A 23,802-nucleotide genomic window follows, 5' to 3' on the forward strand; every position below is an offset into this window, starting at 1 on the left:
GATGATGGCAAAGAGGTCACACCCGTTCCCATCCCGAACACGGAAGTTAAGCTCTTTAGCGCCGATGGTAGTTGGGGGATTCCCCCTGTGAGAGTAGGACATCGCTTCGCAATTAACCAGTCAACTGATTACTAGTTGGCTGGTTTTTGTATATTTAAAAATCCCCTTTTAATAGGGTTTATATATTTCTGAATAATCTTTCTTTTAGAAGTTCCTTGACAGTAGCCTAGCACGTTGTTAATCTTACAATTAATATTCATTTCACTATAGGAGGCAGTTACGAAAATGTGGGAAACTAAATTTGCCAAAGAAGGTTTAACTTTTGACGATGTATTGTTAGTACCAGCTCATTCTGAAGTTTTACCGAAAGATGTTGATTTATCAGTTCAACTAACACCGAATATTAAATTAAATATTCCGATGATTAGTGCAGGAATGGATACTGTGACAGAATCTAAAATGGCTATTGCTATGGCACGTCAAGGTGGTATCGGTATTATTCATAAAAATATGGGCATTGATGAACAAGCTGAGCAAGTAGAAAAAGTAAAACGTTCTGAAAATGGTGTTATTACTAACCCATTCTTCCTAACTCCAACTCATCAGGTGTTTGATGCTGAACATTTAATGGGGAAATATCGTATTTCAGGTGTACCAATTGTAGATAGTATGGAAAATCAAAAATTAGTAGGTATTATTACAAATCGTGACTTACGTTTTATTTCTGATTATTCTTTAAAAATTGAAGATGTTATGACGAAAGAAGATTTAATTACAGCACCTATTGGAACAACTTTAGAAGATGCTGAGAAAATTCTTCAACAATATAAAATCGAAAAACTTCCGATTGTAGATGAAGCAGGTAAATTGACAGGCTTAATCACTATTAAAGATATTGAAAAAGTTATTGAATTCCCGAACGCAGCTAAGGATGTACATGGTCGTTTGCTAGTAGGCGCTGCAGTTGGTGTGTCTAAAGACACGATGTTACGTATTGGAAAGCTAGTAGAAGCTCAGGTTGACATCGTTGTTATTGATACAGCACATGGCCATTCAGAGGGTGTTCTAGAGACAATACGCTCGATTCGTGAAACGTACCCAGAATTAGAGATTATTGCAGGTAACGTAGCAACTGCTGAAGGTGCGCGTGCATTATTTGAAGCTGGAGCTGATGTAGTGAAAGTTGGTATTGGACCAGGTTCTATTTGTACGACACGTGTTGTAGCAGGTGTGGGTGTACCACAAATTACAGCTGTTTATGATTGTGCAACAGTTGCACGTGAATTAGGAAAATCAATTATTGCTGATGGTGGTATTAAATATTCAGGCGATATCGTAAAAGCTCTGGCAGCAGGTGGGAACGTTGTTATGTTAGGATCTCTCCTTGCAGGTACTTCAGAATCTCCTGGTGAAACAGAAATTTTCCAAGGGCGTCGTTTTAAAGTATATCGTGGAATGGGTTCTATTGGAGCAATGGAAAAGGGTTCAAAAGATCGTTACTTCCAAGAAGACGCAAAAAAGTTAGTTCCTGAAGGTATTGAAGGTCGACTTCCTTACAAAGGCCCTCTAGCAGATACAATTTATCAATTGATTGGTGGTATTCGTGCAGGGATGGGGTATTGTGGAGCACCAAACTTAGACTATTTACGTGATAATGCTCAATTTGTGCGTATGACAGGTGCAGGTTTACGTGAATCACATCCACATGATGTACAAATTACAAAAGAAGCACCAAATTACTCAATGTAATATATTTCTAGCAACTTTTATGCTCTCAAATCGTCTACAAAGATGACGCGAGAGCATTTTTTTATGATAAAATGTCGAAGATAAGATTATATTTGGAGGGTTTTAAAGGTGAAACAAAAAATGAACACCATTGTAAGTTTATGCCTTATCCCAGTTTTGCTATTTAGCATTTTTTCAACAATGCCTACAAAAGCAAGTGCAGAATCTGGTTTAGGGTTAACGGTAGATGCGGCGATATTAATTGACGCAGACTCAGGGAAAATTTTATATGAACAAAATGCAGATACAGCTTTAGGTATCGCTAGTATGACGAAAATGATGACGGAATACTTATTATTAGATGCAATTGATGCAGGAACAGTGAAATGGGAGCAGGAGTACCATGTAACAGATTACACGTATCGTATGTCTCAAAATCGCGCATTAAGTAACGTACCTTTGCGTAGAGATGGTTCTTATACAATTCGTGAGCTATATGAAGCGATGGCTATTTATTCAGCAAATGCAGCAACAGTAGCAATTGCAGAAACGATTGCAGGGACAGAAACAGAGTTTTTGAAATTGATGAATAAAAAGGCAGAAGAACTTGGCTTAGAGGGCTATAAATTTGTAAATGCAACAGGGCTTAATAATGCAGACTTATTTGGTATGCAGCCTGCTGGGACAGGTCCGGAAGATGAAAATGTTATGCCTGCTAAATCTGTAGCAAAATTAGCTTATCATTTATTAAAAGACCATCCTCAAGTATTAGATACATCTAAAATTGCCAAAAAGACATTCCGTGAAGGTACAGAAGATGCTATCAAAATGGAAAACTGGAACTTTATGTTGCCTGGTTTAGTTTATCAATATGAAGGTGTGGATGGTTTAAAAACGGGAACGACGAATTTTGCGGGACATTGCTTTACAGGTACAGCAGAGCGTAATGGCACACGATTAATTGCTGTTGTGATGAAAGCAGTAGATGCAAAAGGACAAGGCTCTTATAAGGCTCGCTTTGATGCAGCAGCCAAATTATTTGATTATGGCTTTACGCAATTTACAAAGCAAGAAGTGTTACCAGCTAACTACACATTTAAAAAGCAAAAAACGATAAAAGTATCTAAAGGAAAAGAAGATAAAGTGGCTATTGCCGCAAAAGAACCTGTTTCCTTGATGATTAAATCTGCTGATAAAGATTTATATAAACCAAAGTTAGTATTAGATAAAAAAAGTCTTGAAGCAGAAGTGAAAAAGGATACGGTTGTTGGAAAGGTAATTGTGGAGCGCACAGAAGGCACAGATTACGGTTTTATTGATGGTAAGGATATTTCAGTCGATGTTGTGACAACAACGTCAGTAAAGCGTGCTAGTAGCATTTCATTGTTCTTCCAAGGAATCGGAAATTTCTTCGGTAATTTGTGGGGGAGTATAACAGGTTTTGTTGGTGGATTATTTTAATAGGTAATGTATATAGAACACGTGATTTTTAGGTCACGTGTTCTTTTTTATTGCCCAACAATCCATTAATGTTTCAATCGCTGTTTCAATTTCATGTACAGGAATACCACCAAAACCTAATAAAAATTGAGTTTTAGTAGTAGGAGTAGCATGAAGATAATAAGTAGATAGTGGATAGATGCCAATGTCTGCTTCTCTAGCTAATTGTTGCAATTGCTGTTCTGTTAATGAATGCTGGACATCTAATAAAATATGCATACCTGCTTGTTCACCTGTAATATGAATTGCTTGTGTATACTGCTCTAAAGCGGTTGTTAATTTATCATGCTTTTTACGGTAAATTTTGCGCATGCGATTTAAGTGTTTTGCAAAATGTCCATCGCGCATAAAATTAGCTACAATATGCTGATCGAAACGTGGCACAGTGGATGAATAATAGCTAAAGATATCATTATACGTCGCTAGTAATTTAGGTGGCAATACAAAATAAGCAACACGTAGAGATGGCATTAATGATTTAGTAAAGGTACTCATATAAATTACTTTATCATTACGGTCTAGTGCATGTAGTGCAGGAATAGGCTTTCCACTATAACGAAACTCGGAATCATAATCGTCTTCGATAATATAACGAGAAGAGCTCTGAGCAGCCCAATTTAATGCCTGTGCACGTCTAGTAGCAGATAGGACAGCACCCGTTGGAAATTGATGTGACGGTGTAATATAAACAACATCTGCTGTCGTTTTTTCAAGCTCATGAATAATAATGCCTTCCCCATCTACTGCAATGGGATAAACATGACGTTTATGTTGAGAAAACATGCGGTGAACAGCAGGGTAGCCAGGATTTTCGAGTGCAAAACAAGTGTGATCGTCAAATAAACGTAAAATCATCGGTAATAATTGCTCCGTTCCTGAACCGATAACAATTTGCTCAGGGCTACAAATAACACCTCGTGATTGATATAAATAATGGGCAATTTCTGTGCGTAAAGATAACTCACCTTGTGGTTCCCCAGCTAGTAATAATGCCTTTGAAGTATTATCTAACAGCTCTTTTGCATATTTGCGCCATATTTGAAATGGAAAAGAATCAATATCGATAGAGCTAGGATTAAAATCAATTGTATAAACTTTTTTCTTTGGTTGCTCACTTATCGTAATTGCTGTATCTTGCTGTACATATGGAAGCTCATCGATTTCCTCTACAAAATAGCCAACACGTGATCTTGACATAATATAGCCCTCTGCTAGTAATTGTGCATAAGCAATTTCAATTGTTGTTTGAGAAATATTGAGAAAATCCGCTAATTTCCGTTTTGAAGGCAATTTTTCTCCTACTGTAATTTTCTTTGTGATAATCGCCTCTTTTAAACCGTTATAAAGTTGTTCATAAAGCGGTTTTTCACTATTTTTTTCAAGTTGAAATAGCAGCATATCCATTGTTCATTTTCCTCCTGACCTTATTAATATATATAAAACTGGATATTTTTATATGGTCAAATTATATTATACTAAATTTTATCATAAAGGTGGAGGTTGGAAATAATGAAACAAACAGGTACAGAATTAGTGAAACGTGGAATGGCAGAGATGCAAAAGGGCGGCGTTATTATGGACGTCATCAATGCAGAGCAAGCTAAAATTGCAGAAGCAGCAGGCGCTGTTGCGATTATGGCATTGGAGCGTGTACCATCGGATATCCGCAAAGCAGGTGGTGTTGCTCGTATGGCTGACCCTCGCATTGTGGAAGAGGTCATGGGGGCTGTATCTATTCCTGTAATGGCAAAGGCTCGTATTGGACATATTGTAGAGGCTCGTGTGTTAGAGGCAATGGGTGTTGATTACATTGATGAAAGTGAAGTATTAACGCCAGCAGATGAAGAGTATCATTTATTGAAAAGTGATTATACAGTGCCATTTGTCTGTGGGTGTCGGGATTTAGGAGAAGCGGCGCGTCGTATTGGGGAAGGTGCTTCCATGTTACGCACTAAAGGAGAGCCAGGGACAGGAAATATTGTGGAGGCTGTTCGTCATATTCGTAAGGTCAATGCGCAAGTACGAAAAGTGGTGGGGATGACAGAAGATGAATTGATGACAGAGGCAAAATTACTTGGTGCGCCATTTGAATTATTAAGAGAGATTAAGCGTCTTGGTCGTTTGCCAGTTGTAAATTTTGCAGCGGGTGGCGTGGCAACACCTGCTGATGCTGCGTTAATGATGGAGCTTGGTGCAGATGGTGTCTTTGTTGGTTCGGGTATTTTTAAATCTGACAATCCAGAGAAATTTGCACGTGCTATTGTCGAGGCAACAACACATTATCGAGATTATAAATTAATTGCAGAAATTTCAAAGGAACTCGGCACACCGATGAAGGGAATCGATATTGCACAGCTTCATCCAAATGAACGTATGCAGGAGCGAGGTTGGTAAAATGAAAAGAATGGGTGTTTTAGCATTACAAGGAGCGGTGAGGGAGCATGTACAAATGCTAGAGCAGCTTGACTGTGAGGTAGTGCTTGTGAAGCAAATAGCAGATTTGAATCAGCTAGATGGTCTTATACTGCCAGGTGGAGAAAGTACAACAATGCGGAAATTGCTAGATCGCTACCAGCTACTAGAGCCTATTCGTACGTTGGCACAGCAAGGTTTACCAATGTTTGGTACATGTGCAGGATTAATTTTATTGGCGAAGGAATTGGTCGATTATGAACCACATTTGGCGGTGATGGATGTAACGGTTGCTCGTAATTCATATGGTCGTCAAGTGGATAGTTTTGAAGTGCAGCTTGATATTCCTGTTATTGGTCAATCGATTCCTGCTGTTTTTATTCGTGCACCGCATATCACGTCTGTTGGAGAGAATGTCAATATTTTAGCGGAACATGATGGGAAGATTGTGTTAGCACAGGATGGACATTTCTTAGGTTGCTCATTTCATCCTGAATTAACGGCAGACACACGCATTCTTGAATATTTTGTAACCTCTATAGTATAGCTTGCAAAATGTCGTTTATTATAGTACAGTATGGTTAAATTTCAAATACTTGAACACGATGATAGGAAGTAGTAGCAAGCACGCATTTTTTAGAGAGTCAGCGGCTGGTGGAAGCTGATAAAGGCACTTGTGAATCCGTCCTGGAGTTGCACAGTCGAAGTGAACAGTAGGCTGGCGCCGGCTGAAATGCCGTTATGTAATAAGTGGATTAGACTGTATTTTGTCTAATCAATTAGGGTGGCAACGCGGGTAGCTCTCGTCCCTTTTATGGGATGGGGGCTTTTTTGTGTTTTTACTACTATCATCAAACATTTACTGGAGGTATGGCGATGTTAGATATTAAACGTGTCCGTGAAAATTTTGCGGAAATTAAAGAAATGTTATTAACACGTAATGAGGATTTAGGGAATTTAGACGATTTTGAGGAATTAGATGCAAAGCGTCGAGAATTAATTGCGAAAACAGAGGAATTAAAGGCTGAGCGTAATAAAGTATCTGAGCAAATTTCAGTGATGAAACGCAATAAGGAAAATGCAGATGAAGTGATTGCTCGTATGCGTCAAGTTGGCGATGAAATTAAAGCCTTAGATGAGCAATTAAATGATGTAGAGGAACGCTTTAAAGATATGATGATGCGTTTACCAAACGTACCACATGAGTCTGTGCCAGTTGGGACGACAGAGGATGATAATGTGGAGGAATATACATGGGGGAATATTCCAACATTTGATTTTGAGATTAAAGCACATTGGGATATTGCAACGGATTTACAAATTGTTGATTTTGAACGTGGGGCAAAGGTGACAGGTAGCCGTTTCTTATTCTATCGTGGTCTTGGCGCTCGTTTAGAACGTGCATTAATGATGTTTATGATGGATTTACATGCAGAGGAGCATGGCTATGAAGAAATGCTACCACCGATGATTGTCAATCGTGATAGCTTAACAGGCACTGGACAGTTGCCGAAATTTGCAGAGGATGTTTTCAAGCTAGAGGAATTGGATTATTTCATGATTCCAACAGCAGAAGTGCCTGTGACAAACTATTATCGTGATGAAATTTTATCTGCAGATGTGTTACCACAGGGCTTTGTTGCTTATAGCGGTTGTTTCCGTTCAGAAGCAGGTTCAGCAGGACGTGATACACGAGGTTTAATTCGCCAGCACCAATTTAACAAGGTAGAATTAGTGCGCTTTGTGAAGCCAGAAGAATCTTATGAGCAGTTGGAGCTATTAACAGCACATGCTGAAAAGGTGCTACAGTTACTAGGCTTACCATACCGTAAATTAAAAATGTGTACGGCTGATTTAGGATTTACGGCTGCGAAAAAATATGATTTAGAAGTATGGATTCCAGCACAAAATGTTTATCGTGAAATTTCTTCTTGTTCTAACTTTGAGGATTTCCAAGCACGCCGCGCAAATATTCGTTTCCGTCGTGAGCCAAATGCCAAACCAGAATATGTACACACATTAAATGGCTCAGGCTTAGCGCTTGGTCGTACAGTGGCTGCTCTTTTAGAAAACTACCAGCAAGCTGATGGAAGTGTAGTGATTCCAGAGGTGTTAAGACCGTATATGGGTGGGAAAGAAGTTATTGCTGCACCAGTAAAATAAAATAACAGCCAAACACTTTAGTTAGAGGTGTTTGGCTGTTGTGCTTTCTTCATAACTTTTTTCTTTTCACGTAAAGCTTTAAAAAAATCAGTTAAAATTTGTCCACATTCCTCTGATAACACACCTTCTGTTATTTCACACTCATGGTTGAAGCGGGCATCATTTAATAAACGATACAAAGAATCGACACAGCCTGCTTTTATATCCCTTGCACCATAAACAACCCGTGGTATACGAGATTGCAAAATAGCACCTGCACACATCGGACAGGGCTCCAGTGTGACGTAAAGGATGGTATCTTCCAAACGCCAGCTCCCTATTTGCTCACATGCCTCTTGAATGGCTAATAATTCTGCATGTGTTGTAGCATTTTGGGTAGTTTCACGTAAATTATGGGCACGTGCAATAATTTTTCCATTGTAAACGAGGACAGCGCCAATAGGTACTTCGCCAAGAGCCGCTGCTTTCTTTGCTTCGGTTAATGCCTCTTGCATAAATTGTTGGTCAATAGTCATATGAATCCACCTCTTCATTCAAGTTTAGCTTGCATTGTTCACAATATCAAAACATTCATCAGCATTGTTTACTATATAATGAAGGTAATGAGCATAATTACTATGAGGAGTGATGAAAATGGGTTGGATTGCAAGGGCAAAACCTATATGGCTTGTACTGTTACTTTTTGTTTTAAGCGGAAACTACATGCTTTATCACACATCTATCGGAATAAATCTACTACCTGATGAAGTACAGCCTGTTGTGATAGGGTCATTACTCGATTTAATGATTTGCTTCCCGTTATTTATGCTACTCTATCGCAACAAATTGTCATTAAAGACATTGATTGCATTTATCGCATTTGGTTGTGTGTTGTTTCGTTTGATTGTCCCTAGTGAGTTGATAGCTCCTTATAATATGCTTACATGGAGTGGCATTTTTATTGAGGGATGTCTTGTATTAGTGGAATTTTTATTGATTATCACGTTTATACGTTATATGCCAAAGATTATACAAGATGTAAAGAGAAGTCAGCTTCCAACACTGTTCTCCTTTTCGCATGCTGTAGGGAAATATGTTAAGCAACATCCTATTATTCAAGTAATTTGCTCAGAAATACTGATGCTTTATTATGCCTTTTGTAGCTGGAGAAAAGCGGTTCCTAAAGGATTGACGTTGTATAAAAAATCAAACTATATGGCATTTCAGATTATGATGATTCATGCCATTATTGTTGAGACCATTGGCATACATTATTGGCTACATGCAAAAGCGCCAATCATTTCAATTATATTATTAGTCCTTAACATTTACTCTGTTGTGTTCTTCCTAGCAGATTTACAGGCGATGCGTTTAAATCCTGTATCTATTGATGAACAAGCGGTGTATCTATCATTAGGGTTAATAAAACGCGTAAAAATTGATTTGGATAATATTGAAGCAATTCTAGATAATCCAGAACTACTAACGAAAAAACGCTCCAAGGATATGGTAGATTTTATTTTACGTGATTTTGAAAGTGTGCATCCTGATTTTATTGTGAAACTGAAGAAGCCTGTTCCTGTAACCTTTATGATGGGGATTGAACGAGAATATCAACATATTGCCATCAAATCAGATGATCCGTCAGAATTAAAAAGTATTTTATCAAGAGGTACTTTAGCGTAAAGATTGATGAAAATGCAAAAACTCCATTTTGAAAAAATTTAGTCAAAATGGAGTTAATGTTATGAGATTTTTATCGACATTAAATATATTTTATACAAATAAAGCAACTATGCCATTCATTGAAGAAAATTCACTTTGCTTTTATACAGTAAATGAGATGATCAGTCCATTTATCGTCCTCATATATAAACCCTTTCCTTGTGCATTCATAAACCATTCCAACACTTTCAGCTAACTTTATAGATGGTATATTATCAAGGTTTATGTGAGCTTCTATGCGATGATAATTTAATTTTTCAAACGCTAAATCAATAGCAGCTTTTACAGCCTCTTTACCATAGCCTTTTCTCCAAAAGTGATTATGAACGGTATAGCCAAATCTAGCCCATTGAAATTCTTCTCTCATAATTGTTGAAAAATCGATAGAACCAATATGAATATTATCTACTTTTCTAAACACGCCAAAAACATACACCTTGTCACTCTCAGCCATCTGATGATGTTTAGTAACTAAATCACCAAACCATTCTTTCGTACAGATGCTCATGTCTAATTTCCCTTCATCGTATTGATGCTGAGAAGGTAAACGGTTTTCATATTGGGTAAGCCACGAGGAATAATCCCCTTCTTCTAATAAGCGAATAACTAATCTTTCTGTTTCCATTCTTATCTTATGCAATCGAACACCTCGTCTAAAAATATTTCCCATTCTCACATAGTATAAAGGAAATTTTTCACACGATAAACTGCAACTATGGTATTTGACAATAATGAAAAATAGCTATATATTTATATATGATTATATGCTCATATATAAAAGGAGTGACCTACATGGATAAAAAAAATCAACACTTGGATGAGGAAACATTGTTTGTGGTGTCGCAAACATTTAAAGCTTTAAGTGATCCAACAAGAATTCGTATTTTAAATTTATTATGCAGTGACGAGCATTCTGTTAATGATATTGCTGAAATGTTAGATTTAGGGCAATCTACTGTATCACATCAATTGCGCTTTTTAAAAAATTTACGTTTGGTGAAGTTTCGACGAGAGGGTACGACCTTATACTATTCAAAGGATGACGACCATGTCATGAATTTATTGCAGCAGGCTATTGACCATGCAACACATCATTAATTAAGGAGGTCTAACGATGGGACATAATCACGATCATACACACGGAACGAATAAAAAAATATTGTTACTATCCTTTATCATTATTACAAGCTATATGGTAGTAGAGGCGATAGGTGGGTTTATGACAAATAGCTTAGCTTTATTATCCGATGCAGGACATATGCTGAGTGACGCTATTTCTTTAGGAATTGCATTGCTGGCGTTTACATTAGGAGAAAAAGCGGCAAACTATAGTAAAACTTTTGGCTATAAACGCTTTGAAATTTTAGCTGCTGTCTTAAATGGTGTGACGTTAATGGGCATTGCGCTATTTATTTTTTATGAAGCGATTGAACGTTTTGCTAATCCTCCAGCAGTAGCTACAACAGGAATGCTTATTATTAGCACCATTGGTTTGTTAGTCAATATATTAGTGGCTTGGATTATGATGCGTGGTGGAGATACAGAGGAAAATTTGAATATGCGTGGAGCTTTTTTACATGTACTGAGTGATATGCTTGGTTCTGTTGGGGCCATTATCGCAGCATTGCTTATTATGTTCTTCGGCTGGGGCTGGGCAGACCCGTTAGCGAGTGTTATTGTCGCATTATTAGTGTTGAGAAGTGGCTATTATGTGACAAAGGATGCTGTTCATATTTTGATGGAAGGAACACCGAAACATATGGATGTAGCCGATATTGTTAAAACAATAGAGCAAGCAGGTATTCATAGCATTCACGACTTACACATTTGGACTATTACGAGTGGCGTCAATGCTTTATCCTGTCATGCAGTGGTTGACGAACAGTTAACGATTGGAGAAAGCGAGCAATTATTGAGAAAGGTTGAACATGCTATGGTGCACAAAGGTATTCAACATGTAACGATTCAAATGGAAACGACAGCACATCAGCATGACCGTTCAATTTTATGCCAATTAAAAGCAGATGCTTCTGTACATCACCATCATCATTAAAAATTTTATGCTTTACATACCTATCTAGGGTATAGTATTATGATAGTGAGGTTGGAGGTGAAGCATAGTGGAAGATACATCCTGTCGAAAAAGTCATCATCCTGAACGTGTGAAAAAGGATTTAACGACTCGCTTAAATAAAATCGAGGGACAAATTCGCGGCATTAAAGGAATGATTGATAAAGATGTTTATTGTGATGATATTATTACACAGCTATCTGCCACACAGTCGGCTTTAAATAGCGTTGCCAAAATATTATTAGAAGGTCATTTAAAGGGCTGTGTCGTCGATCGTTTATCAGAGGGAGACGAAGCCGTTTTAGATGAATTAGTCGTAACGATTCAAAAATTAATGAAAAAATAATAAGGAGAGATTTTATATGCAAAACGTAACATTAAATGTACAAGGAATGTCATGTGGACACTGTGTAAGTGCAGTGGAAAAAGGTGTAGGTGCTTTAACTGGTGTTGAGCAAGTAACAGTAAACTTAGCAGAGGGCTTGGTGGATGTAGCATTTAATGATGCACAAGTATCTGTAGAGCAAATTAAAGAAGCCATTGATGACCAAGGCTATGATGTAAAATAATGATAAGTAGAGTGCTGTGATGGCGCTCTCTTATTTTCAAAAATATATACCCCCTTGAGGTATAAAATGAGGTGAATAAAAGATGAGTTCACAAATAAAAGAGACAAACATACAAATTACAGGGATGACATGTGCGGCCTGTGCGACACGTATTGAAAAAGGTTTAAATAAAATGGACGGTGTAGAACAGGCGAATGTGAATCTAGCACTTGAAAAATCAGCTATTAAGTATGATGCCACGAAATTGACGGAAGCTGATTTTGAAAAGAAAATTGAAGCACTTGGCTATGGAGTTGTGAAACAAAAGGCAGAGCTGGATATTACAGGGATGACATGTGCAGCTTGTGCAACACGTATTGAAAAGGGTTTAAATAAATTAGACGGCGTGTCGATTGCAAATGTCAATTTAGCGTTAGAAAAAGCAACAGTAGAGTTTAATCCATCTGAGCTAACAGTAGTGGATATTATTGCGAAGGTGGAGAAATTAGGCTATGGGGCACATCAAAAGGCAGATGAGCAAGAAACCGTAGACCATAGAGAGCAGGCGATTAAGCAGCAACAGCAAAAATTTATTTGGGCTGCTATTTTAGCATTACCACTCCTATGGACGATGGTTGGTCATTTTTCATTTACATCGTTTTTATATGTACCTGAGTTCTTAATGAATCCGTGGGTGCAAATGCTATTGGCAACACCTGTACAATTCATTATTGGGAAACAATTTTATGTAGGAGCGTATAAAGCATTACGTAATGGTAGTGCTAATATGGATGTACTTGTGGTGATGGGGACATCGGCTGCGTACTTTTATAGTGTGTATCAATCCATTGTGACGATTGGCTCACATCATGGACCACATTTATATTTTGAAACAAGTGCTGTATTGATTACCTTAATTTTATTAGGGAAATTGTTTGAAGCAAAGGCAAAGGGACGTTCCTCAGAAGCGATTAAAAAATTAATGGGCCTACAGGCGAAAACGGCTGTTGTAATACGTGATGGTGTTGAACAAGAAGTTCCATTAGAAGAAGTAGTGATGGGTGATGTCCTACTTGTTAAACCAGGAGAAAAAATTCCTGTAGATGGTGAAGTTTTAGAGGGAGCAACAGCTGTTGATGAGTCGATGCTAACAGGGGAAAGTTTACCTGTTGATAAAAAACAAGGCGATCAATTATTCGGCTCCACAATTAATAAAAACGGCTTTATCAAAATGATAGCAACAAAGGTTGGACGTGATACAGCTTTAGCGCAAATTATTAAAGTAGTTGAGGATGCACAAGGCTCAAAAGCACCGATTCAACGTTTAGCAGATAAAATTTCAGGTATTTTTGTACCGATTGTTGTGGGGATTGCACTGGTGACATTTCTTGTATGGCTACTATGGGTGCAGCCAGGAGAATTTACACCTGCACTAGAAGTATTAATTGCTGTACTTGTCATTGCCTGTCCGTGTGCACTTGGTTTAGCGACACCAACCTCTATTATGGCTGGCTCTGGACGTGCTGCGGAATTCGGTATTTTATTTAAAGGTGGCGAGCATCTAGAACAAACACAGAGCATTGATACAGTTGTAGTGGATAAAACAGGTACTGTTACACATGGTAAGCCTGTCTTAACAGATGTGATTGTAGCAAATCATCAAGAGGAAGCAACATTCCTAACATTGATTGGGGCGGCAGAGAAGCAGTCAGAGCATCCATTGGCAGAGGCAATTGTTCAAGGGATTGTAGAGCGTGGCATCGAGCTAGGTGAAGTACAATTTTTCGAGGCAATTCCAGGCTATGGTGTACAGGCGACTGTTTCTGGTCAAGGTGTTGTCATTGGTACTCGAAAATTAATGCAGCAATATGGCATAGCAATCGAAGCTGTGTTACCGATAATGGAGCAGCTTGAGGAAGATGGTAAAACAGCGATGCTAGCAGCAATTAATGGTCAATATGCAGGCTTAGTGGCAGTAGCAGATACTGTGAAGGAAACATCCAAAGAGGCAATTCATCGTCTACAACAGATGGGTATTACAGTAATCATGATGACGGGTGACAATGAACGTACAGCAAGAGCAATTGGTGTAGCAGTTGGTGTAGATCATGTGATTGCCGAAGTGCTTCCAGAGGGCAAGGCAGAGGAAGTTAAACAATTGCAGGCACAGGGTAAAAAAGTAGCGATGGTTGGTGATGGCATTAATGATGCACCAGCACTGGCAACAGCTAATATTGGGATGGCAATTGGGACAGGGACAGATGTCGCAATGGAAGCAGCAGATATTACGCTAATTCGTGGTGATTTAAATAGTATTGCAGATGCGATTATGATGAGCCGTCAAACAATGCGCAATATTAAGCAAAATCTATTTTGGGCATTTGCTTATAATACATTAGGCATTCCAATTGCCGCAATCGGCCTACTTGCTCCATGGGTAGCCGGTGCAGCAATGGCCTTTAGCTCTGTGTCCGTTGTCTTAAATGCCTTGCGTTTGCAGCGTGTTAAATTAAAAGGGTAATGATTGCTAGTAGAACAAACAGAGAAAATCGTTTGTTCTATTTTTTTATGTCTAGCAGAGGTATTCTGTTTTTCATGCGCTCGATATGATACAATGAAAAGCACTGATTATTTTTAAACTATAAAAGGAGGAACTTCTAGTGGTAGTTCCATTTGTTACAGTAGAAGGTCCAATTGGCGTTGGCAAAACTTCTCTATCGAAAGAAATTGCAGCGACATTTAATTACCATCTATTAAAAGAAATTGTAGACGAAAACCCTTTTTTAAATAAGTTTTATGAGGACATTGAGGAATGGAGTTTCCAAACAGAGATGTTCTTTTTGTGTAACCGTTATAAGCAATTGACGGATATTAAAAAGTTTCGTTTAATACAGGATAAACCTGTTGTAGCGGATTATCATATTTTTAAAAATTTAATATTTGCAAAACGTACATTGATACCATCAGAGTATGAAAAATATGAAGAGATTTATAAGATTTTGACGAAGGACATGCCTGTACCGAATGTAGTTGTGTATTTACATGCAAGTGTTGATACGTTGATGCAGCGAATTGCGATGCGTGGTCGTGAGTTTGAGAAGATGATTGCACGTAGCTATATGGAGCAGCTTGTGGAAGATTATCATTTGTTTATTGAGCATTTTGAGAAGATGCATCCAGAAATTCCTGTCATTCATTTTGATGGGGATCAGCTAGACTTTGTAAAAAGTACAGGGGATTTGAAATTGGTATTAAGTAGTATACAGGATACGTTACAACAAAGGAGTTTACAGGCATGAATTTAAGAGAGAAATACGATATTGCACCACAAACTGTCATTACGATTGCAGGGACAGTAGGTGTGGGCAAATCAACGATGACAAAGGCATTAGCAGAAGCACTTCAATTTCGTACATCCTTTGAGAAGGTAGATACGAATCCCTATTTAGATAAATTTTATGAGGATTTTGAAAAATGGAGCTTCCATTTACAAGTGTATTTCCTAGCAGAACGCTTTAAAGAACAAAAGCGTATTTTTGAATATGGAGGAGGCTTTATTCAAGATCGTTCCATTTACGAAGATACAGGTATTTTTGCAAAGATGCACTTTGATAAAGGGACAATGAGCCCAACAGATTATGAAACATATACGAATTTATTTGATGCAATGGTGATGACACCGTATTTCCCACATCCTGATTTAGTTGTTTATTTAGAGGGGCCAATTGATGATGTGATTGGACGTATTCAAGAACGTGGTCGTGCGATGGAACAACAAACACCTCACGATTACTGGATTGAAATGCACGAACGCTATGAAAATTGGATTAATAGTTTTAATGCTTGTCCTGTATTACGTCTAGACATTAATGACTATGATTTATTGAAAAATCCTGATGCGATTGAATCCATTGTCAGTCGTATTAGCTATATGTTAGAACAAACAAAGACATTAAAAAAATAATCATCCAAGACCTGAACAGTGTTAAACTGCCTCAGGTCTTTTATATTACTTCATAATAATCAGAATTTGGGCTATATCAAATGTCTACAATTTTATATAATGGAAGGGAGTTGGATAGAAAAATTTCTGAATGACATATAATCATTCTTAAAAAAGGAGTAATATTAGCTCTAGATGATAAAAACAAACGGGGTGTATAAATATGGAAATAGCAAGAAACGATGTACAAGTAACAGATGATTTAGTAGTACAAGCAATTGAACGTAATGTAGCTGTTATCCGCTTTGATGTGAATCATCGAGTGGCATATGTCAATGAACTTTTTGCTAAAACAATGGGTTATACCGTAGAGGAAATGGTTGGGATGACTCACGATCAACTTTGTTTACCTGAGTATGCCAATAGTTCGGAATATAAAAAATTTTGGAATAACTTAATTGCAGGGCAAAGCTACCAAGGAAAGGTAGAAAGGGTTAATGCTCAAGGAAATCGAATTTGGCTAGAGGCTACATATATGCCTGTTTTTGCGACGGACTCTAAAAAAGTAGTGGGCGTCTCTAAAATTGCAACGGACATAACAGACCGTCAAATCGAAATTTTGAGTGTAGCGGATGTTTTAAAATTAATGTCTCAAGAGCTATATAATCGTTCAGAAGCAGGTATTCAAAATAGTGAAGGCTTACGTGAAACGATTCAAGGAGTAGCCAAAGAATCCGAGGACAATGTACAAAATCTTTCACAATTACAGCAACAGGCAGAATCCATTAAAGGTATTGTCAAAACGATACAGGAAATTGCCGCACAAACGAATTTACTTGCGTTAAATGCAGCAATTGAGGCAGCAAGAGCAGGTGAATATGGACGAGGATTTGATGTGGTAGCGAAAGAGGTAAGAAAACTTTCGGAAAAAGTGGAACAGTCCATAGCTGAAGTGAAAAACAATGTGGAAGGTATCGAGCGTGAAATTAATCAAGTGACAAACAGTATTACTCGCATAGCTAGTGAGGTACAGAAGACGCATGAGCAAATTAGTATAACAGCAAGAGATTTTAATGAAATTGCAACTGCAGCAGAAGCATTGGATGTACAATCTAAACAATTTATTGCAATCATTTAGGAGACGTACTATATGGGTGAACATATCAAATTTACACATCTACCTACTACAGCGATTTCAGATGCTACAGGAGGACATACTAATTTAAGCAATGCGATTAAGCCATTAGCAGAGCATTTTGCAATAGCTGGACGTGCTGTAACTGTCCGTTTACCTGATGGTGAAAATGGTGCTGTATTAGAAGCAATTCGTCTTGCAAATGAAGGAGACATTCTTGTCATTGATGCAAAGGGGAATACTAATCGTGCCGTAGCAGGAGACTTTGTAGTATCTTTAGCAAAAGGACTAGGGATACAAGGTTTGGTGGTAGATGGTGTTATTCGAGATATTGCAGCGATTCTTGAGATGGATTTTCCTGTCTTTGCACTGGGCACAACTGTAGCAGCAGGTAATAAAAATGGTGGCGGTCAAGTAAATGTACCTATTGCTATCGGAGACATTCCAATACAGCCAGGCGATTATATTATTGGTGATATAGATGGTGTGGTGGTTGTACCTGAAAAAGATGCACCATTCATTGCGAAAGCGGCTGAGGACAAGCTAAAGAAAGATGAATTACGCGCAAAAGAAGCACATAGAAATGGCAAAGAATCAATTCTAGCCTATTTGGATAAAGTATTAAAAAAATAAAAAATAAGAAGTCTATGTGGTAGTGTGAATCCCACATAGACTTCAGTTAGTTTTGAACAAAAAAAAACGACTACTTATGTAGACGTAAAAATGGAGGAGGTAGAGGGATTCGAACCCCCGCGCGGTGTTACCCGCCTGTCGGTTTTCAAGACCGATCCCTTCAGCCAGACTTGGGTATACCTCCATACAATATAAATGTCTTATCGACAAAAGTAAATTTATCATATCTTACTACTTCTGTCAACAAAATTTTAAGATAAAAAAACGATTGTCATTATAACAATCGTTACGGTTCTATTAATATATGCTGATAAATCTAATTTATTTAAAATAAGTGATAAAGTTCATCTGCATCAAAGACAATTATGCTTTTTCACGATAATCAGGATTGGTTTGATTCCAGCCTTCATAAGTGTTGACGGATGAATCTCCATCGCCATCAACCCAAATGGTTTCCCCACTGGTTAATGTTCTTTCATGTGGCTCCACATGGTGCGTATTTTGATTGTCTATTAATACGTCTTCAGATGTAGACAAATCATCGGTTACAGTGATTGAGTCACTATTAAGCAAATCGACACCATCTACTAAGTCAAATACACCAAAAGCCAGAGCTCCTACAACGCCAAACTTAACTAAACCTAAAGCGCCATCTTTCATTTGATTGGTATTACCATTTGCTATTCCATCAATAACATTTGAGCTGTTTTCTACAACATTTACTACGGTGTGACCAGTAGCCTTCACAGTATCACCAATTGCTGAACCTAAGTCACTAAATCCTGCATTTAACTGACGCTCATCTTGCATAATAATACCTGCTGCAACATCCCAAGTGCCGCTTGCCGCTTTGCCAAGCTTGTCTCCAGCAAAATAAGATGCTTTTTGAACACTTTCTCCGATATCTTCAATAAGGTCACTACCAGTTATATCTCCTACTAACTTTACAGTACCACCGACTATATCACCTGTAACTTGTCCAACCAATGAGCCTAGTTCTTTTAGAAAACTCGTTTGTGTACTTTTATTGACATGTTCGCCTGTAAAGTATAAGCCATTCATCACTTTTCCAGATACATCAATTGTCCACCCACGTAACTTGACTACTATTGGCTCTACTTTCGATTTATAGAAGCCTTCTTCTAAATGTTTAATAAAATGCATAATTTCAGCTTTTTCTGCTGGGGCATTCGATTGGCTATACTCCACTATCAAGTTTCCAATTAGTACATCACAGCTAGAAGATGTTAATTTACGAGCTGCACGTTTAAACCAGCCTTTTACTGACCATTCTTCATCTGTGACAGCCTTGTTTTTAGCGAAAGTTTCTTGTGCTGTAGTTACCGCCTGTACTGGATTAACCCCATTTGCGATTAAATGTGCTGCTAATTCATCAACTGTTTTAAATTCCATTTACGCTTGCTCCTCTACTGTTTTTCTGCTAATACTGGGGTCATATTATATTGATAGGTTTCTTCATTTTCAGTAGCTTCACTATCCGGTTGAAATTCGTAGTTGCTCCCTGTATTTCCAAGCCAAATCGACCGACCTTCTAAATAAAGTGAACTTTATTCAGGGGGATATTTTCCTCAATTCTGCATATTAATTTTGTTTCATATTTTGAATTGGGTCTTATAGGATAAATAGTGTATAAAAAAGCGTTGCCAAATCATTTTTTGTTGGATAACCATAGGCGTCCAACCTTTGTATTTTCCTTCTTTTAGTATACGCTAATGAGATAGGAAGAAAAAGCAGGGAGGTGAATGGAACCTCTCCCTGCCTTGAACTTTTTCAGTGCCCACAACTGAAATCATGGGTGTTCGGATGCAGCATATAAATTTTTGTGTATGAAAGTTGCAATTTGTGTAAACTGTCAGTATACTAGAGATTGCCGTGCTAGGTGGGGAGGTAGCGGTGCCCTGTAACTCGCAATCCGCTCTAGCGAGACTGAATTCCTAGCTCGAGGCTGTCCGTATTGTTTGGTCTGCCTTTTGCACGTAGTGTTGACGATTGGGTCCTGCGCAATGGATACCCATGAACCATGTCAGGGCCGGAAGGAAGCAGCATTAAGTGGTCTTATTCATGTGCCGCGGGGTTGCCTAATCTGAGCTAACGACAAGAGTAACGCTTATGTGCGGCAGTCAAAAATAGGTGCACGGCATGAAAATGTCATTTCAAACGCATTTGTCTACAGAGGCAAATGCGTTTTTTCATAAATAACCGTGTGTGACAAGATAAGAAAATGGTTACACTATAGCTTTCAAATTAATGCTATAATACAGATGGTTTATTTTAGTTCAGCAGGTGTTTAAACGCCCGTTGAACTAAGATAAACGCTATGGGGAAATCTAGCCATAACGTCATCAACTAACTAAAAAAGGAGAGAAGCTCATTGACGTATCAAGCATTTTATCGTGTGTATAGACCACAAACTTTTCGAGAGATGTCAGGTCAAACACATGTCAAAAGAACGCTACAAAATGCTCTCCTCGCAAATAAAACAACACATGCCTATTTGTTTTCAGGACCACGGGGAACAGGGAAAACGAGTGCAGCTAAAATCTTTGCTAAAGCATTGAATTGTGAGCAAGCACCAACAAATGAACCGTGTAATGAATGTGCTACATGTATTAGTGTAACGAATGGGTCACATCCTGATGTCATCGAATTTGATGCAGCTTCTAATTCTCGTGTCGAAGAAATCCGTGATATTATTGAAAAGGTTCGATTCGCCCCTGCTAGTAGCAGATTCAAAGTGTATATTATTGATGAAGTGCATATGCTTTCTACAAGTGCTTTTAATGCACTTTTGAAAACATTAGAAGAACCTCCGCCACATGCCGTATTTATTTTAGCAACAACAGAGCCTCATAAACTACCAGCAACGATTATTTCACGTTGTCAGCGATTTGATTTTAAGCGTCATTCAACAAACGATATTATCGAGCGTATGAAGGTAGTATTAGAGGATATTAATTTGCCTTATGAAGAACAGGGCTTGAAGGTAATTGCACAAGCAGCGGCTGGTGGTATGCGGGATGCTTTAAGTTTATTAGACCAAGTTGTTTCGTTTAGCGGAGAGATGTTACAGCTAGAAGATGCTTTATTAGTGACAGGCTCAATTAGCCAAGAAACCTTCTATGATTTAACAGAGGCGTTAAAAGCAAAAGATGTAGCACAAATGCTAAGTTTGTTAGAGCAGTTGATTGCAGATGGCAAGGATCCACTGCGATTGTCAGAGGATTTAATTACATTTTATCGTGATTTATTATTACTACAAACGAGTGACCATTTAGCTGAATTGCTAGAACTAGCATCACCAGATGAACGAGTAGTTGCTTTAGCACATGATTTTACACCAGATATGCTCTACGGTTATATTGATATTTTGGCAAAAACGCAGCAGGAAATGAGATTTTCCCATCATACAAAAATATATTTAGAAACAGCGCTTTTAAAAATGGTGCATTTTTCAGGTGGTGTATCGCCAGTAACAATGGCAACCACTGAAGCCGTGGTCAGCCCTGAACTAGCTCAAAAAATAATGTCATTGGAGCAAATGGTGCAACAACTATCAGCACAATTACAGCTGGGAGCACCTTCACAAGCGCCAAATGTACAGCAAGAGCAACGTCCACGAGCAAAAGGGCCAAGTGGTTATAAAGCGCCAACGGGTCGTATTCAGGAAATTCTTAAAGATGCGACAAAGCAAGATGTGCAACGAATTAAAGCTGTATGGCCACAGGTTTTAAATCAAATGCAAAAATCACAATCAGCACTTCTCGCAGAAGCGGAGCCTGTAGCAGCATCTTCGAGTGCTTTTGTGTTAAAATTCAAGTATGATATTCATTGTCAAATGGTAGCTGATAATCAGACATTAAAAGCACACTTTACGCAATTACTTGCAGCGCAAACAGGCACAACGTATGAGTTACTTTGTACGCCAGAAGAAGCGTGGGTGAAATTACGTGAAGATTTTATTCGTGAGCATGGGTTGCAGCAACAAAAAGAAACGCAACCGTCGACAACACACGAAGTCGAATTATTAGAGCCACCACCGACAGAGACAGCGGAGGAGCCATTTATTGATGATGTGCAATTGCTCCCTTCTCAAGATCCGCTTGTAGTTGAGGCGGAAAAATTGTTTGGCAAAGATTTTGTAGAAATTATAGAAGATTAACTATTTAGGAGGAATATGAATATGCGTGGAATGGGCAATATGCAAGGTATGATGAAGAAAATGCAAAAAATGCAGAAAGAAATGATGGAGGCACAAGAGGCACTAAATGCAGAGCAATTTATTGGTGCAGCTGGTGGCGGTATGGTACAAGTAACGGTTACTGGTCAACGTGAAGTAGTAGAAGTGAACCTTGATGCGTCAGTGGTAGATCCAGAAGATATTGAAATGCTACAAGATTTAATTGTTGTTGCGACAAATGAAGCATTGAAAAAAGTAGATGAAAAAACAAATTCAACAATGGGTAAATTCACACAAGGTCTTAACCTACCATTCTAAGAGGTGTATGTATGTATTACCCAGAGCCAATATCAAAGTTAATTGATAGCTTTATGAAACTGCCAGGTATCGGGCCGAAAACCGCGGCTCGTCTGGCTTTTTTTGTCTTAACAATGAAAGAAGAGGATGTTTTAACCTTTTCTAAATCTTTAATTGATGCAAAACGAAATTTAAGCTATTGCACGGTTTGTGGCAATATAACAGATGTAGATCCATGTCATATTTGTACTGATAAACAACGTGATGCTTCTATTATTTGTGTTGTTCAAGATACAAAGGATGTTATTGCAATGGAAAAAATGCGTGATTATAACGGTCTATATCATGTGTTACAGGGGGCTATTTCACCAATGGATGGTATTGGTCCAGAAGATATTAATGTTGCTTCATTATTAGTACGCTTACAAAGCGAAACTGTGCAGGAATTAATCTTAGCAACGAATTCTACAATTGAGGGTGAGGCAACTGCTATGTATATCTCTCGTCTTGTTAAACCATCAGGCATTCGTACAACACGTATTGCACATGGTTTACCAGTAGGTGGAGATTTAGAGTATGCAGATGAGGTAACCCTGTCCAAGGCGATGGAAGGGCGTCGAGAATTATAAAGTGAGGGGATTATGGTGTTTTTCCGTCGTAAGGGTAAATTAAAAAAAGAATTCGATGATAAACTAGTAAATCTGATAAAGGAAACAAAAGAGGATTTACAACAGGCAAAAATTATTGAAGAATTACAAGATGACTATGATTTAAGTGTTATCGCTCAGCGAAAAGCAGCAGAAAGTATTCACTTTTATTTATTTAAAGAAGCCAGAAATCGCCGAGTGATTCTGAAATAGTGTGAAGTATAGAAGTGGAATAGGGAACATAGACTTTCATAACGAAATGATAAGAGGGGGAAATTCCTATGTCAGAGTTAGTTGTGCTAAGTATAGTTATCCCTGTTGTGCTTCTTTTTCTTTATATAATAATAAGGCATGTTAAATTAGGAAAGGTTTTAGAAGGGCTATCTGTTTTTTGGTTTAGAGTGGCCTTTGCATTTTTATTACTCTTTACTCTTCATATAGGTTTAGGGTATTTGGAGTATGCTGTGAGTGTTCCTATTAACATTTTTTCTGTCTTAACGATTGCTATATTAGGAATTCCAGGTTTACTAGGAATAGTAGCTTTAATCTTTTTTTTATAAAAGTATTGCAAAATGAAAATAGTATGGTATATTAATACAAGTCGCTAAGATGACTTATGAAAATTAGTTTTTAAAAAACTGTTGACACGAATCATCTACTGTGATAAGATATAAAAGTTGCTGTTGGTAAGCAACGAAAACATGAACCTTGAAAACTGAACAAACAAAGCGTAATCAATAAAGTAAGACAATTTTGGACATCATACCAAAATATGATGCCAGCAATGTTTTCTGTGCGAAAGCGTAGTGAAACATAGCGTCAG

The 23,802-nt window shown here is 38.0% G+C and carries 24 protein-coding genes, 1 tRNA gene, 1 rRNA gene, 1 other RNA gene and 1 other annotated feature; of the genes, 22 read left to right on the plus strand and 5 right to left on the minus strand.

The features are described 5' to 3' along the window. From rrf to OPF91_RS18895, 3 genes are all read left to right on the plus strand, one after another. A 5S ribosomal RNA gene (gene rrf, locus OPF91_RS18885) occupies positions 1–110 on the plus strand; the annotation flags it as partial. Between the two features lie 175 nt (positions 111–285). Further along, positions 286–1,749, plus strand: a complete 1,464-nt coding sequence (guaB, locus tag OPF91_RS18890; protein WP_264990472.1) for an IMP dehydrogenase — start codon at positions 286–288, stop codon at positions 1,747–1,749. A 108-nt stretch (positions 1,750–1,857) separates the two neighbouring features. Then, the gene (locus OPF91_RS18895) at positions 1,858–3,189 is read left to right on the plus strand and encodes a D-alanyl-D-alanine carboxypeptidase family protein (RefSeq protein WP_309297452.1); all 1,332 of its coding nucleotides are present in this window, start codon (positions 1,858–1,860) and stop codon (positions 3,187–3,189) included. Between the two features lie 33 nt (positions 3,190–3,222). Here the strand turns inward: OPF91_RS18895 and pdxR are convergent, their stop codons facing one another. Continuing rightward, entirely contained in the window at positions 3,223–4,632 is a 1,410-nt protein-coding gene (gene pdxR / locus OPF91_RS18900) for a MocR-like pyridoxine biosynthesis transcription factor PdxR (protein WP_264990473.1), read from the minus strand. A gap of 105 nt (positions 4,633–4,737) precedes the next feature. Here pdxR and pdxS point away from each other — a divergent pair, with 105 nt between their 5' ends. The 3 genes from pdxS (at position 4,738) to serS (ending at position 7,803) form a co-directional block, all read left to right on the plus strand. After that, on the plus strand, positions 4,738–5,622 hold the full coding sequence (gene pdxS, locus OPF91_RS18905; RefSeq protein ID WP_264990474.1) for a pyridoxal 5'-phosphate synthase lyase subunit PdxS: 885 nt from the start codon (positions 4,738–4,740) through the stop codon (positions 5,620–5,622). A gap of 1 nt (position 5,623) precedes the next feature. Then, positions 5,624–6,187, plus strand: a complete 564-nt coding sequence (pdxT, locus tag OPF91_RS18910) for a pyridoxal 5'-phosphate synthase glutaminase subunit PdxT (RefSeq protein ID WP_264990475.1) — start codon at positions 5,624–5,626, stop codon at positions 6,185–6,187. A gap of 49 nt (positions 6,188–6,236) precedes the next feature. After that, positions 6,237–6,454 (plus strand) — a binding site (T-box leader). A 62-nt stretch (positions 6,455–6,516) separates the two neighbouring features. Continuing rightward, positions 6,517–7,803, plus strand: coding sequence for a serine--tRNA ligase (gene serS, locus OPF91_RS18915; RefSeq protein ID WP_264990476.1), 1,287 nt, complete (start codon positions 6,517–6,519; stop codon positions 7,801–7,803). Between the two features lie 17 nt (positions 7,804–7,820). Here serS and tadA read toward each other — a convergent pair whose 3' ends face one another. Beyond that, on the minus strand, positions 7,821–8,318 hold the full coding sequence (tadA, locus tag OPF91_RS18920; RefSeq protein WP_264990477.1) for a tRNA adenosine(34) deaminase TadA: 498 nt from the start codon (positions 8,316–8,318) through the stop codon (positions 7,821–7,823). A gap of 118 nt (positions 8,319–8,436) precedes the next feature. Here tadA and OPF91_RS18925 point away from each other — a divergent pair, with 118 nt between their 5' ends. Continuing rightward, positions 8,437–9,468, plus strand: a complete 1,032-nt coding sequence (locus OPF91_RS18925; protein WP_264990478.1) for a beta-carotene 15,15'-monooxygenase — start codon at positions 8,437–8,439, stop codon at positions 9,466–9,468. A 130-nt stretch (positions 9,469–9,598) separates the two neighbouring features. On the opposite strand, the gene OPF91_RS18930 is transcribed toward OPF91_RS18925, so the two are convergent. Further along, positions 9,599–10,132: a GNAT family N-acetyltransferase gene (locus OPF91_RS18930; RefSeq protein ID WP_373877075.1), complete on the minus strand. Its 534-nt coding sequence runs from the start codon at positions 10,130–10,132 to the stop codon at positions 9,599–9,601. A 167-nt stretch (positions 10,133–10,299) separates the two neighbouring features. Between OPF91_RS18930 and OPF91_RS18935 the strand changes: the two genes are divergently transcribed. The 9 genes from OPF91_RS18935 (at position 10,300) to OPF91_RS18975 (ending at position 17,837) form a co-directional block, all read left to right on the plus strand. Next, positions 10,300–10,605, plus strand: a complete 306-nt coding sequence (locus OPF91_RS18935; protein ID WP_264990480.1) for an ArsR/SmtB family transcription factor — start codon at positions 10,300–10,302, stop codon at positions 10,603–10,605. A 16-nt stretch (positions 10,606–10,621) separates the two neighbouring features. Next, complete coding sequence (locus OPF91_RS18940) at positions 10,622–11,560, plus strand: cation diffusion facilitator family transporter (RefSeq protein ID WP_264990481.1); 939 nt, start codon at positions 10,622–10,624, stop codon at positions 11,558–11,560. A gap of 64 nt (positions 11,561–11,624) precedes the next feature. After that, complete coding sequence (locus OPF91_RS18945; RefSeq protein ID WP_264990495.1) at positions 11,625–11,924, plus strand: metal-sensitive transcriptional regulator; 300 nt, start codon at positions 11,625–11,627, stop codon at positions 11,922–11,924. 16 nt (positions 11,925–11,940) lie between these two features. Further along, entirely contained in the window at positions 11,941–12,147 is a 207-nt protein-coding gene (gene copZ, locus OPF91_RS18950; protein ID WP_264990482.1) for a copper chaperone CopZ, read from the plus strand. 82 nt (positions 12,148–12,229) lie between these two features. Next, the gene (locus OPF91_RS18955) at positions 12,230–14,647 is read left to right on the plus strand and encodes a heavy metal translocating P-type ATPase (RefSeq protein ID WP_264990483.1); all 2,418 of its coding nucleotides are present in this window, start codon (positions 12,230–12,232) and stop codon (positions 14,645–14,647) included. A 139-nt stretch (positions 14,648–14,786) separates the two neighbouring features. After that, positions 14,787–15,425 carry a deoxynucleoside kinase gene (locus OPF91_RS18960; protein WP_264990484.1) on the plus strand — a complete coding sequence of 213 codons (639 nt, stop codon included), beginning with the start codon at positions 14,787–14,789 and terminating at the stop codon, positions 15,423–15,425. Further along, positions 15,422–16,090 (plus strand): deoxynucleoside kinase, encoded by a 669-nt coding sequence (locus OPF91_RS18965; RefSeq protein ID WP_264990485.1) that lies wholly within the window; start codon positions 15,422–15,424, stop codon positions 16,088–16,090. The genes OPF91_RS18960 and OPF91_RS18965 overlap by 4 nt, the downstream gene beginning before the upstream one ends. Before the next feature lie 202 nt (positions 16,091–16,292). Beyond that, on the plus strand, positions 16,293–17,207 hold the full coding sequence (locus OPF91_RS18970; RefSeq protein ID WP_264990486.1) for a methyl-accepting chemotaxis protein: 915 nt from the start codon (positions 16,293–16,295) through the stop codon (positions 17,205–17,207). 12 nt (positions 17,208–17,219) lie between these two features. Next, the gene (locus OPF91_RS18975) at positions 17,220–17,837 is read left to right on the plus strand and encodes an RraA family protein (protein ID WP_264990487.1); all 618 of its coding nucleotides are present in this window, start codon (positions 17,220–17,222) and stop codon (positions 17,835–17,837) included. Positions 17,838–17,928: 91 nt separating this feature from the next. On the opposite strand, the gene OPF91_RS18980 is transcribed toward OPF91_RS18975, so the two are convergent. Then, positions 17,929–18,021, minus strand: a tRNA-Ser gene (locus tag OPF91_RS18980). A 179-nt stretch (positions 18,022–18,200) separates the two neighbouring features. Next, positions 18,201–19,250, minus strand: coding sequence for a hypothetical protein (locus OPF91_RS18985; RefSeq protein ID WP_264990488.1), 1,050 nt, complete (start codon positions 19,248–19,250; stop codon positions 18,201–18,203). A gap of 478 nt (positions 19,251–19,728) precedes the next feature. On the opposite strand from OPF91_RS18985, the gene ffs reads away from it, so the two are divergent. From ffs to OPF91_RS19015, 6 genes are all read left to right on the plus strand, one after another. Beyond that, an RNA gene (gene ffs / locus OPF91_RS18990) (signal recognition particle sRNA large type) lies at positions 19,729–19,996 on the plus strand. 233 nt (positions 19,997–20,229) lie between these two features. Further along, positions 20,230–22,017 carry a DNA polymerase III subunit gamma/tau gene (gene dnaX, locus OPF91_RS18995; RefSeq protein WP_264990489.1) on the plus strand — a complete coding sequence of 596 codons (1,788 nt, stop codon included), beginning with the start codon at positions 20,230–20,232 and terminating at the stop codon, positions 22,015–22,017. A gap of 21 nt (positions 22,018–22,038) precedes the next feature. Next, positions 22,039–22,353 carry a YbaB/EbfC family nucleoid-associated protein gene (locus OPF91_RS19000; RefSeq protein WP_264990490.1) on the plus strand — a complete coding sequence of 105 codons (315 nt, stop codon included), beginning with the start codon at positions 22,039–22,041 and terminating at the stop codon, positions 22,351–22,353. A gap of 11 nt (positions 22,354–22,364) precedes the next feature. Next, positions 22,365–22,961, plus strand: coding sequence for a recombination mediator RecR (gene recR / locus OPF91_RS19005; protein ID WP_264990491.1), 597 nt, complete (start codon positions 22,365–22,367; stop codon positions 22,959–22,961). A 15-nt stretch (positions 22,962–22,976) separates the two neighbouring features. Then, on the plus strand, positions 22,977–23,192 hold the full coding sequence (locus OPF91_RS19010) for a YaaL family protein (RefSeq protein ID WP_264990492.1): 216 nt from the start codon (positions 22,977–22,979) through the stop codon (positions 23,190–23,192). Positions 23,193–23,260: 68 nt separating this feature from the next. Then, on the plus strand, positions 23,261–23,539 hold the full coding sequence (locus OPF91_RS19015; protein ID WP_264990493.1) for a pro-sigmaK processing inhibitor BofA family protein: 279 nt from the start codon (positions 23,261–23,263) through the stop codon (positions 23,537–23,539). The last annotated feature ends 263 nt before the right edge of the window (positions 23,540–23,802 follow it).

It is taken from the genome of Lysinibacillus piscis (assembly GCF_026012395.1).
Classification (GTDB): Bacteria; Bacillota; Bacilli; order Bacillales_A; family Planococcaceae; genus Lysinibacillus; species Lysinibacillus piscis.

Coding starts and splice junctions, on each gene's coding strand:
- guaB (WP_264990472.1), top strand. CDS start 286: ATGTGGGAAACTAAATTTGCCAAAGAAGGTTTAACTTTTGACGATGTA.
- pdxR (WP_264990473.1), bottom strand. CDS start 4,632: ATGGATATGCTGCTATTTCAACTTGAAAAAAATAGTGAAAAACCGCTT.
- pdxS (WP_264990474.1), top strand. CDS start 4,738: ATGAAACAAACAGGTACAGAATTAGTGAAACGTGGAATGGCAGAGATG.
- pdxT (WP_264990475.1), top strand. CDS start 5,624: ATGAAAAGAATGGGTGTTTTAGCATTACAAGGAGCGGTGAGGGAGCAT.
- serS (WP_264990476.1), top strand. CDS start 6,517: ATGTTAGATATTAAACGTGTCCGTGAAAATTTTGCGGAAATTAAAGAA.
- tadA (WP_264990477.1), bottom strand. CDS start 8,318: ATGACTATTGACCAACAATTTATGCAAGAGGCATTAACCGAAGCAAAG.
- OPF91_RS18925 (WP_264990478.1), top strand. CDS start 8,437: ATGGGTTGGATTGCAAGGGCAAAACCTATATGGCTTGTACTGTTACTT.
- OPF91_RS18930 (WP_373877075.1), bottom strand. CDS start 10,132: ATGGAAACAGAAAGATTAGTTATTCGCTTATTAGAAGAAGGGGATTAT.
- OPF91_RS18935 (WP_264990480.1), top strand. CDS start 10,300: ATGGATAAAAAAAATCAACACTTGGATGAGGAAACATTGTTTGTGGTG.
- OPF91_RS18940 (WP_264990481.1), top strand. CDS start 10,622: ATGGGACATAATCACGATCATACACACGGAACGAATAAAAAAATATTG.
- copZ (WP_264990482.1), top strand. CDS start 11,941: ATGCAAAACGTAACATTAAATGTACAAGGAATGTCATGTGGACACTGT.
- OPF91_RS18955 (WP_264990483.1), top strand. CDS start 12,230: ATGAGTTCACAAATAAAAGAGACAAACATACAAATTACAGGGATGACA.
- OPF91_RS18965 (WP_264990485.1), top strand. CDS start 15,422: ATGAATTTAAGAGAGAAATACGATATTGCACCACAAACTGTCATTACG.
- OPF91_RS18970 (WP_264990486.1), top strand. CDS start 16,293: ATGGAAATAGCAAGAAACGATGTACAAGTAACAGATGATTTAGTAGTA.
- OPF91_RS18975 (WP_264990487.1), top strand. CDS start 17,220: ATGGGTGAACATATCAAATTTACACATCTACCTACTACAGCGATTTCA.
- OPF91_RS18985 (WP_264990488.1), bottom strand. CDS start 19,250: ATGGAATTTAAAACAGTTGATGAATTAGCAGCACATTTAATCGCAAAT.
- OPF91_RS19000 (WP_264990490.1), top strand. CDS start 22,039: ATGCGTGGAATGGGCAATATGCAAGGTATGATGAAGAAAATGCAAAAA.
- recR (WP_264990491.1), top strand. CDS start 22,365: ATGTATTACCCAGAGCCAATATCAAAGTTAATTGATAGCTTTATGAAA.
- OPF91_RS19015 (WP_264990493.1), top strand. CDS start 23,261: ATGTCAGAGTTAGTTGTGCTAAGTATAGTTATCCCTGTTGTGCTTCTT.